Annotated in this window: 10 protein-coding genes; 3 read left to right on the forward strand and 7 right to left on the reverse strand. The window is 55.5% G+C overall.

What is annotated here, in order from left to right:
* Positions 1-138 precede the first annotated feature (138 nt).
* Positions 139-789, forward strand: coding sequence for a peroxiredoxin (locus AC2FID_RS10900; protein ID WP_058274981.1), 651 nt, complete (start codon positions 139-141; stop codon positions 787-789).
* A 57-nt stretch (positions 790-846) separates the two neighbouring features.
* Here the strand turns inward: AC2FID_RS10900 and AC2FID_RS10905 are convergent, their stop codons facing one another.
* The 4 genes from AC2FID_RS10905 to AC2FID_RS10920 form a co-directional block, all read right to left on the reverse strand.
* Complete coding sequence (locus tag AC2FID_RS10905) at positions 847-1581, reverse strand: glycosyltransferase family 25 protein (RefSeq protein WP_496836795.1); 735 nt, start codon at positions 1579-1581, stop codon at positions 847-849.
* A 58-nt stretch (positions 1582-1639) separates the two neighbouring features.
* On the reverse strand, positions 1640-2329 hold the full coding sequence (locus AC2FID_RS10910; protein ID WP_282170198.1) for an outer membrane protein: 690 nt from the start codon (positions 2327-2329) through the stop codon (positions 1640-1642).
* Positions 2330-2479: 150 nt separating this feature from the next.
* Positions 2480-3001 (reverse strand): helix-turn-helix transcriptional regulator, encoded by a 522-nt coding sequence (locus AC2FID_RS10915; protein WP_109313601.1) that lies wholly within the window; start codon positions 2999-3001, stop codon positions 2480-2482.
* 23 nt (positions 3002-3024) lie between these two features.
* Positions 3025-3297 (reverse strand): PepSY domain-containing protein, encoded by a 273-nt coding sequence (locus AC2FID_RS10920; RefSeq protein WP_058274978.1) that lies wholly within the window; start codon positions 3295-3297, stop codon positions 3025-3027.
* A gap of 237 nt (positions 3298-3534) precedes the next feature.
* On the opposite strand from AC2FID_RS10920, the gene AC2FID_RS10925 reads away from it, so the two are divergent.
* Positions 3535-4170: a DUF1326 domain-containing protein gene (locus tag AC2FID_RS10925; RefSeq protein WP_472722704.1), complete on the forward strand. Its 636-nt coding sequence runs from the start codon at positions 3535-3537 to the stop codon at positions 4168-4170.
* 70 nt (positions 4171-4240) lie between these two features.
* Here the strand turns inward: AC2FID_RS10925 and AC2FID_RS10930 are convergent, their stop codons facing one another.
* The 3 genes from AC2FID_RS10930 to AC2FID_RS10940 form a co-directional block, all read right to left on the reverse strand.
* Positions 4241-5260 (reverse strand): Hint domain-containing protein, encoded by a 1020-nt coding sequence (locus tag AC2FID_RS10930; RefSeq protein ID WP_496836797.1) that lies wholly within the window; start codon positions 5258-5260, stop codon positions 4241-4243.
* 228 nt (positions 5261-5488) lie between these two features.
* On the reverse strand, positions 5489-7639 hold the full coding sequence (pnp, locus tag AC2FID_RS10935) for a polyribonucleotide nucleotidyltransferase (RefSeq protein ID WP_282119571.1): 2151 nt from the start codon (positions 7637-7639) through the stop codon (positions 5489-5491).
* 193 nt (positions 7640-7832) lie between these two features.
* Positions 7833-8717: a hypothetical protein gene (locus tag AC2FID_RS10940; RefSeq protein WP_496836799.1), complete on the reverse strand. Its 885-nt coding sequence runs from the start codon at positions 8715-8717 to the stop codon at positions 7833-7835.
* Positions 8718-8972: 255 nt separating this feature from the next.
* Between AC2FID_RS10940 and AC2FID_RS10945 the strand changes: the two genes are divergently transcribed.
* Positions 8973-10574: a BCCT family transporter gene (locus AC2FID_RS10945; protein WP_496705618.1), complete on the forward strand. Its 1602-nt coding sequence runs from the start codon at positions 8973-8975 to the stop codon at positions 10572-10574.
* Positions 10575-10598: the final 24 nt, after the last annotated feature.

A 10598-nucleotide genomic window follows, 5' to 3' on the forward strand; every position in this document is an offset into this window, starting at 1 on the left:
GTGGCAAGGCGCAATTTGATCAAATTAATTTCCTCAAAAATGAATACCCTTTCAAGCAGCGAATGGTTTAACAATGGCGCAGAGTTATTAGGTTTCCAGCGACCGACTCGGTTTGTTTCACAAAAAAGGAGATGCCCCATGGGTTTGCGCATCAATGACACCGTTCCGAATTTCACTGCAGAGACGGATCAGGGCACTGTTCAGTTCCATGACTGGATCGGTGACAGCTGGGCGATCCTGTTCTCACACCCCAAGGATTTCACACCGGTCTGTACCACTGAGTTTTCGGCCGTTGCACAGCTGAACGACGAATGGGCAGCCCGCAATACCAAGGTTATGGGCGTCTCCGTCGATGGTGTCGAGGACCACAAAAAGTGGAAGAAGGACATCGAGGCGTATGGCAACGCCAACCCCGGTTTTCCGATCATCGCCGACGACGGCCTGGCCGTGTCCAAGGCGTTCGACATGCTGCCCGCCGAGGCGTACCTGCCCGATGGCCGCACCCCTGCCGACAGTGCAACCGTGCGTTCGGTCTTTATTATCGGCCCGGACAAACAGTTGAAACTGTCGATGACCTACCCGATGACCGTGGGCCGGAACTTTGCCGAAATCCTGCGCGCGCTGGACGGTCTGCAAATGAGCGCTAAGGGCGTGGCCACCCCCGCAAACTGGGTGCCAGGTGAAGATGTGATAATCCCGCCTGCCGTGTCGAACGACGAAGCAAAAGAAAAGTTTGGTGAGTTCGAAACGATCTTCCCTTACCTGCGTAAAACGAAAGCGCCGAGCTAAAACAAGTTCGGGCGGGGCTCAAAGCTCCGCCCGGTTCCAAAGCACCTTAAAAGCCGCTTAAGCGGCGGATCTTTGAGGGTGCAGATACAGTTTCCGACGATAAGCCGCGCGTTTGAATTCGCGCGTCAGCTTGTCGGCCAACGGCGGGCTTGCCTGAATGGTCGAACCGCCGATTTCCTGCGCGACTTCCTGATTGCCGCTGCCCTGCAAGGATAGGATCGGTTGTCCTGTCACCCAGTGCATTTGCAGGAACGTGTCCACCGGCCGGTCGATTTTGTTGGTTATGGCAAGCAACCGTTCAGCTGCACGCCGCCCCACCACTTGACAGACGCATTGCAGGCCAATGATCTTTGGCAGGATCAGACGCATTCCGTTTTGCTTTGCGAGCGTTCGCGCCGCATCCTCACGCTGCTTCACCGGAATTCGGATATAATGATCCGGGGTTGCAAGCGGTTCCAGCATTTCCAACGCATCGGCCATGCGGCATGGATCTATGCGCAGATCATCCTCTGTAATGATGGCGCGGTCGATCTTTTCATCGACCAGCTTGCGCCAGATTCGGCGGTGGCTTTCAAAAACGCCGATCTCTGCCGGGCGCAGCGGAAATGGATATCTGGGGCGATACAGGTCGCCTGGAAACAACTGAACATCCGCGATCTGTGCGGGATCCTTCCCGTTGACGGCCTCGAACAGTTCCGCATTGGGCAGACTGGCACACAGCCGTTCGGCATTGGGTCGCCGCGCTGTGCTTGCAGTCATATGGATGACAAAAGTCCTCATGCCACAGTGCATAGAACACAGGGGCGGGAGGGGGAAGAGAAACCCGAAAGAAACACTTCCCCGTGAAGTATCAGAAACCGTATCGCAGGCCGACATTGACGCTGAAGGCGTCGATGTCATCCTCGACCGTCCCCGTGGACGCGCCGTTTGGTGCCAAGCGTGCCGAGGAAACGTCGAATGCGCGGGCATATCGGGTGTCCAGGGTCAGAGAGGTATTTGGGCTGATCTCATAGGCTACACCGGCAATAATTTGCGCAGCAAAGGTGGTGTCGGTGTCGTTCAATTCGACGCCCGGCCCGTAGACAAAGTCCAGATCAGAATAGGTGGCACCAAGACCCAGACCGACATAGGGCGTGAAGGCCCCTGCCTGTTTAAAATCAACCAGCACATTGGCGAACAGCGATGTCTGCGACACGTCACCCGAAATGTTGCCTTCTGCGCCGGGCCCGTTGCCCGAAAAATTGACGCCATCCACATCGTTGTCACGGTAGGACAGCTCCAGCTCGATCCGGGTGCCAAACTGATCGTTCGACCACTGCGGGATCTCTTTGCCGACCGCGATACCCAGCCCATAGCCACCATCGAAATCGGTATCTACTGACTGCGACGATCCATTGATCGTGCCGCTAAAGTCGCTGTCCTGTAGCTGGCTGTACCCGGCAAAACCTTGAATATAGAGACCATCCGACAGGCTCTGTGCGGCCAGCGCGGACGCGCTGATCGTCAAAGCTGTCGAGGCGAGAAGAAGACGCGTAACCATGACCATGTCCTTTGTTCCACAATTGGTATGGCGCACATGTGGGCGGTAGTGGCAGGAATGAAAGGCGCCAACCCTTCACTTCAATTCACAGGATATTGGGCATGTGTGAGTGAATAAGATCGGTACCGAGCTAACACTTTGATTCACGGTCTATGTGGTCGAATTCGACCTTTCAGAACTGTTTGTCAGCAAAGGTTCGGAAAGCAACTCATCGATGAAGTAGCTCAGCAATTGCACGCGTCCCGTAACTCCAGCCTTGCGATACACCGCCGCGCATTGCGCTTTGACCGTGCCTTCCTTGGTTTGCCGCAATGTCGCGATGTCCGCGATTGACAGACCCTTGATAGAAAGCAGGGCAACGTCGCGCTCAGCATCACTCAAGTTCCACTCAGTGAATTGAGAGGCAATGAGTTGAGCAAACGCGCCCTGCGCGACGCTCAGCTGTCGCTGCATGTCGCGCACACGCCTGTTCTGGGACCGGATCAATGCAATCGTCGCGGCAAGACCGCCGATCAATGCCAGGGCCAGAACCAGTTCGAAACTATGCAGGTGGCGAAAGCCCGCGCTTTCCCCGCCGGTCCAGTCCAGCATCGCGTCCGTCACGAAAAAGGCGGCGCAGACGGCCTGCACCACCAGAAGGAGCCAAAGCAATGACGTTTGTGAAAGCTTCATGAGGCTCCTGTGATTTTATCCGATCAATCGTCGTCCTCTTCGAGTTCGATGGCAGTTACCATGCCGTCCGTCTCGGACAGGACGAGTTCAGTTTCCACGCCATCCTTAATGAGTTCAACCTCGATCTCGCCATCTTCGAATTCGATCTCTTCGATTTCGTATCCCTGCGCCTCCAGGGCCGTGCGGATATCGGACTCGGTGGTGCCCAGTTTGTCGCCCAGCCCGACATTGGCCAGTGCAAGAACCGGTGCTGTTGCAATCAATCCGGTCAGTGTCAGCAGTTTCAAGGTTTCCATTTTGCATCTCCTTTTTGCGTTGTGGCGATGTTGTGAAACTGGGAACAGGGCGCGTGCGCTGCGATTGGCTTTTGGTTGAAACGCAAGGAATTGGACCAAAGTTTATCCCGGTAAAATGCGGTTTCAGGCCGCCTGGTTCTGCATTTGCCCGAATTGTGTTAGGTTTAGACCGGGGGAGTTCTACAGGCATATAACCAAGACGTCGGGCGTTCAGATTGTGTAAAACAGGAGAAGACGATGGCATTCACAGATTGGTACGTTGAAGGCGATGCATTCGGGAACTGCAATTGCGGCTATGCCTGCCCTTGCCAATTCGAAGAATTACCAACCCACGGAAATTGCCGCGGCTTTGAGGTGCTTGAGGTTTCCAAAGGACATTTTGGCGACACCGACCTTGCGGGCACAAAAGCTGCGCTGATCTATGCCTGGCCTGGCCCGATCTTTGAGGGCGGCGGCCAGATGCAGGTGATCATCGACCCAAGCGCCTCGGACGCGCAACGGGCTGCATTGGAAAAGGTCTTTCACGGGGAAGAGACCGAGGAAATGGCAACCCATTGGCATGTCTTCCGCACGATGTGCGACACCGTTCACGAGACTCTGTATGTGCCGATTGATTTTGAGATGGACATGGAGGGGCGCACTGCCAAAGTCTCAATCGGTGAGGTGCTGAACTCAACCGGCCGTCCTATCGAGGCCCCACATGGCGGTGGTCCGCATCGCGTACGGATCGACATTCCCGGTGGTATCGAATTTACCCTGGCCGAGATAGGCAGCGCCTCAACCAAGGCAGATGCGGCGATCCAACTGGATTTGAACGACAGTTATGGGCAGTGGCATGTGATGAAACACGGGCCGTCTGGCGTGGCGAATTGACAAATACGACAATCGGGCATGCCTAAACCAAACCCGAACTTATAGGCTCATGGAAAACCCGAAAGTGGACTTAGGCAGAGTGCTCGGCTGCGTAGATGGTGTCACCTTTTTTCGGAAAATTCATTGGGACCGACAGGTCTGACCGAAGAAGGCGGACTTCGTAGGGTTTGAGGACTGGCAGAGCGGTCTCGCCATAACCCGTTTTGCTGCACATAAGTTCAGGGAACAGTTCAAACAGCTCGCGTTTGGTGGCCGTGGCCATCGCGCTCATTGTGGTGTCGCCGGGGAAAAAGGACTCGGACCAGACGCCTTCGACATTCACCAGCTCATGTTTGTCGAACAATATATGGATGTATTCGACCCCTTGTTCCGGAGGGAGTTGTTCGATGCCCTGACCGTCGACCATACCTTTGGCCGGGGCCAGCATTACAGTATCAAAGTAGTACAGCTCCATAACAGCAGAGGTTACAGCAATCCGATGCTGGGGAGAGACTAGAAGATCTCGACTAGGACAACCTTCGGTAAAGCGGCCAGCGCGGATACGAACCGGGCAAAGGTGCGGATCACGTTTCAACTCTTGCGCAGATAGCTGGCGCCGGCCAATCCAGAGCACCGGCCGCGCACTACCATCTGCCGTGATCACTTCGTCTCCGGGTTCCAGTGTTTCAATTAGGCGTCGACCTGACGGCGTAAGGATCAGGGACCCGGAAGTAAAGCAAACGAAAGTTGGAAGTGTATCGTAGACCGAAGGCGACGCAGGGTTTTGCGTCAGTGTGTTGCCTGACAGTACATCGTTGACCGCAACCTGACCGGATGTGACAACGATGTACTGAGTTCCTTGCCATTGCAGCAAAGTAAAAGTAACTGGCGATCCGCCGACATTGGCGGTGTAATTCTCAAAAACCTGGAAATCTTCGGAAGTATTCAACCCAGCGATGCCGCTCACATCAAATTGCTGGCTGCCATCGGCGTCCGGGTTTTCAAGTTGGTTGTCATTGTCGGTAATTGCCACCTGAAAGGCGTTCGTGACGGTGACATTCGGATTACCAAGCGGATCGGCGCTTACTTGATATAGTGTAAAAAAATTCATGGATTAACGATGCCCCTGAAATTGAAACACTCATCTTCATCCCCACTATAATACACGCAATGCGTGTATTATATAAGGTGCTGATTTATTTTTTCGGGACCTATGGCACCAATGGCAGAGTGAGGCGGGTTAAGTAAGTCCAGAGCATCTAACCTAACCAGAAGGCGCAAAGACAAAAAAAGGCCCCGGTCAATCACCGGGGCCTTTCTGCATTCAAAGAGGGGCAGATTACTCTGCGCTTTCCTCTTTCTTTTCTTTCTTCTCGGGAACGATTTCTTCGCCAGTTTCCTGATCGACAACTTTCATCGACAGACGGACCTTGCCGCGATCGTCAAAGCCCAGCAGCTTGACCTTTACTTCCTGACCTTCCTTCAGAACGTCCGACGGATGGTTCAGGCGGCGGTTTTCGATCTGGGACACGTGGACCAGACCGTCGCGCTTGCCAAAGAAGTTCACGAAGGCTCCGAAGTCGACGATCTTCACGACCTTACCGGTGTAAACCTGACCTTCTTCCGGCTCAGCGACGATCGAGTGAATCATCTCATAGGCCTTCTTGATCGATTCACCATCAGGCGAGGCGATCTTGATGACGCCGTCGTCGTTGATGTCGACCTTGGCGCCCGAAACTTCGACGATCTCGCGGATAACCTTACCGCCCGAGCCGATCACTTCACGGATCTTGTCGGTCGGGATGTTCATGGTCTCGATGCGCGGGGCGTGGACCGAGAAATCGTTGGTCTCGGACAGGGCTTTGCCCATCTCGCTCAGGATATGCATCCGGCCGTCCTTGGCTTGCGCCAGGGCTTTCTCCATGATCTCAGGCGTGATGCCTGCGACCTTGATGTCCATCTGCAGCGAGGTGATGCCGTTTTCGGTACCTGCAACTTTGAAGTCCATGTCGCCCAGGTGGTCTTCGTCACCCAGAATGTCGGACAGGATGGCGTATTCGCCGTCATCTTCCAGGATCAGACCCATGGCCACACCGGCAACCGGTGCTTTCAGCGGTACACCCGCATCCATCATCGACAGCGAACCGCCGCAAACAGACGCCATCGAGCTGGAGCCGTTGGATTCAGTGATCTCTGACACGATACGGATCGTGTAGGGGAAGTCGGTCGCCGCAGGCAGAACCGCCTGCAACGCGCGCCATGCCAGCTTGCCGTGGCCGATCTCACGACGGCCCGGGCCACCTACGCGGCCAACTTCACCAACCGAGTAGGGAGGGAAGTTGTAGTGCAGCAGGAAATTCGATTTGAAGTTGCCGTGCAGCGCGTCGATGAACTGTTCGTCATCACCGGTGCCCAGCGTGGTTACGGCCAGCGCCTGAGTTTCGCCACGGGTGAACAGAGCGGAACCGTGCGTCCGGGGCAGCATCGAGGTTTCTGCAACGATTCCACGGATATCGGTGGTCGAACGACCGTCGATCCGCTTGCCGCCTTTGACGACGTCGCCGCGCAGAATGCCAGCTTCCAGCTTCTTCATTGCGGAACCGAGGTTGCCGTCTTCCAGCTGCTCTTCGGTCAGCGCTGCTTTGATTGCTTCACGCGCAGCGGCAACAGCGGCGGTGCGCTCTTGCTTGTCGGTGATCGCGAAAGCGGCGCGCATCTGCTCTTCACCGGCAGCTTTGACTGCGGCTGACAGCTCCGAGTAGTCGGGCGCCTGGAAGTCGAACGGCTCTTTCGCGGCGTCTTCGGCCAGCGCGATGATCAGGTCGATGACCGGCTGAATCTGCTCATGTGCGAATTTGACCGCACCCAGCATTTCGGCCTCGGACAGCTCGTACGCTTCCGATTCAACCATCATCACGGCGTCTTTGGTGCCGGCAACAACCAGATCCAGACGCTGTTCAGGGTTCAGGCGCAGGTCCTGCATGTCGTCAACAGTCGGGTTCAGAACGTATTCACCGTCCTCAAAACCAACGCGGGCACCGGCGATCGGACCCATGAACGGCGCGCCGGAAATAGTCAGCGCAGCCGAGGCAGCGATCATCGCAACCATGTCGGGGTCGTTGACCAGATCGTGGGACAGCACGGTGCACATCACCAGAACTTCGTTTTTGAAGCCGTCAACGAACAGCGGGCGGATCGGACGGTCGATCAGACGCGCGGTCAGCGTCTCTTTTTCGGTCGGGCGCGCCTCGCGCTTGAAGAAACCACCCGGAACTTTGCCGGCGGCATAGTATTTTTCCTGATAATGGACGGTCAGAGGGAAAAAGTCCTGACCCGGTTTTTGCGCCCGCGCAAAGGTCACGTTCGCCATTACACTGGTTTCGCCCAGTGTCGCGATCACGCTGCCGTCAGCCTGACGGGCAACCTTGCCGGTTTCCAGTGTGAGCGTCTCTTCGCCCCACTGCATAGATTTTTTCGTTACATCAAACATATGCGTATCCTAGATGGGAGCACTCCCGCCCCTGCGGGTCTCCCGTTTGCATGGCGGCCCCATTGCCGCCGATCCCATTTTAGCTTTCGTCTGAGTGCCGGGATCAGGGCACAACGTCTCAGATACCGCGCGCATACATGAGATTGGGGCGGATTGAAAGAGGTCTCGCTTACAGCAGGGTTCCCGCCGGAATTCAGAAAGAACGCTCGCGCGACTTTCGCAACGCCCGCAAATCCGTTGCTGTTTCCAGATCCGGGGACGGGGCAGCCACGGCTACTGTGTCATCCCCTTCGAATTTCAAAAACGCCAGAGCACACACCGACCAGAGCCACGAATTCAGCCATAGCAAAGCCCCACCTGCGGCGGCTCCCCTAAGAATGATTTCAAGATCGAAATTTGGCAAACTCTGTGCCGTCAGGATCGAGATTACCGACATAAGGATCGGAAGCAGGGCGTAAATAGCTGTGTAGAAGCCAAAATAGAGCTGCAGGAAGATCGAAACGAAGAAGACGCAGAACAGCGGTATGAAACTACGCCCTAGCCCATTGAAGAAGGCGTGGCTCGGCGCGCGGTGCCCGGCGGATTGTGCGGCGCTGGCTATCGGTACGGCCATGATCGCGTAGAACGCAGCCCACACAAAGCACATCACGATCAGACTGCTGCCTCCGGCAAGCAGGCCAAAAGCGCCCAGAGCCGGCTTGGGAACGTTCTGGAAAGCGGCCCAAGATATCGGTTCCCCGATCTGCCACAGGGCATATGCAATGCCCGATACAGCCACAATCAGTTTCAGAACCCATAGTACAGCAGCAAAAAACAACCCGTACATTACCGAATACAGGGCCATGGCCCGGTAATCCGTGTGTCGCTTATCCCCTTTCAGCGCAAGCGCTGTGCGAATTCCGAAAAGGGTGAAAAATGCGGTTGTGACCGGTCCGCTAATGTAATTGGCCATCCCGAGGGTGAAAATACCCAGAACCGTCCAAACAACAACTGAGGCGAGGCTAATCACAAGAACGGGGACGATCATGTGCAGCATCACGCGCATCGACAGTAGAAGAGAGTTGAAGATAAGCGTCATAGGGCAGGGCCTGTTAATAGAGCGAAAGTATCAAGGCGCGAAAACTACCTGAAGGCGATTAGTTTACAAGGGGTGAGTGCAACGCAATTGCATTCACTAACAGGAATGCGTTTGGTGAAATTATGTCGTCAGTGTAAGCTGTTATCACGAAGCCCGCGGTCGAATTGACGGAGAAGCGCCAAGGGACAAAATCTCGTTTCCGTCCGCTGGTCGAATACCTTGGCGTTTGCACTTAGCGAACAGAAGGGCAGACGAATGGCACAAACCAAGAAAATGCTGGATCCGGACCCCCGGATTTACGACTTCGAGACTGAATACGAGCTTGGGCAAGACAACGTCCGGCCATTCGGTCTGGACATCCATAACCCGGTCTTTTTGATCTCGAGCATCCTGATCTTTGCGTTCGTTCTGATCGCTTTGGCCAACCAAGAAGGTACCGCGGCACTGTTTGGCTGGCTACGACCATGGCTCACCAGCACGTTTGACTGGTTTCTGGTTCTTTCGGTCGACGCAATCACGCTGTTCTGCCTGGTCCTGATCGTGTTGCCGGTTGGCAAGGTGCGGATCGGTGGCAAGGACGCAAAGCCCGACTATTCCTATGCCGGATGGATTGCGATGATGTTCGCGGCTGGTATCGGCATCGGGCTGTTGTTCTTTGGAGTGATGGAGCCCGTCTATTACAATTTTGCCGAAGACGGCAACGCGGTGCCACTGGGCATCGACATCGCGGTTCCAGGCAATGAATATGCTGGAGTTGTCGGTACAATCCATCATTGGGGGCTGGAAGGCTGGGCGGTCTACGCTGCTGTTGGTCTGAGCCTGGCCATCTTTGCATATAACCTTGATCTTCCCCTGACCCTGCGATCGGCTTTCTATCCGATCTTGGGCGAACGTGTCTGGGGTTGGTGGGGCCATATCATTGATACCTTGGCTGTGTTTGCGACGCTCTTTGGCCTAACCACCTCGCTGGGTCTTGGCGCGCAGCAGGTTGCGGCGGGCCTGAATGAGGTGTTCGGCATCGAACCCAGCCCAACCGTCACAGTCCTGCTGATCATCGGTATCACGTTGATTGCGTTGGGTTCGGTCCTGATGGGGATGGATGCTGGCGTCAAACGGTTGAGTGAAATCAACATGATCATGGCCGTGGGCCTGTTTATCTTCGTGATTGTTGTTACTGGCGTCGGCACGGCCATCGCACGGTATTTCAACGTGATGGTGGATTATGTGTACCACCTGCCGGCGCTGTCGAACCCGTTCGGGCGTGAAGACACCAGTTACTTCCACGGCTGGACGACCTTCTATTGGGCCTGGTGGATCGCATGGTCGCCTTTTGTGGGCATGTTCATCGCCCGCATCTCAAAAGGTCGCACAGTGCGCGAGTTCATCCTTTGCGCCCTGCTGGCACCGACGGCTGTTTGTGCCTTGTGGATGTCGACCTTTGGCGGTGCCGCCATCGACATGTTGAACGCAGGTGGAGCCGAAGGTGTGCGTGCCACAGTGATCGACAGTTACGCCCCTGAAGGTGCGCTGTTCGGTTTTCTCAAAGAACTGCCGCTTTACGGTATTGTTGCGCCAATCGCCCTGGTTCTGATCGTTGTGTTCTTTGTCACCTCGTCGGATTCCGGCTCGCTGGTTATCGACACGATTACTGCGGGTGGCAAGATGGACGCACCGGTGGTTCAGCGGGTGTTCTGGTGCACTTTGGAAGGTCTGGTCGCCATTGCGCTGCTGCTTGGCGGGGGCCTCTCTGCACTGCAAGGTGCTGCGGTTTCGACAGGTATCCCGTTCACCTTGGTGGTTCTGATCATGTGCTACTGCTTGTGGCTGGCGCTGAAATCAGAAAAAGCCAAGATGTAGGGCCTTGATCTGAAACATTCTGGA

It is taken from the genome of Ruegeria sp. CDSC068 (genome assembly GCF_059610545.1).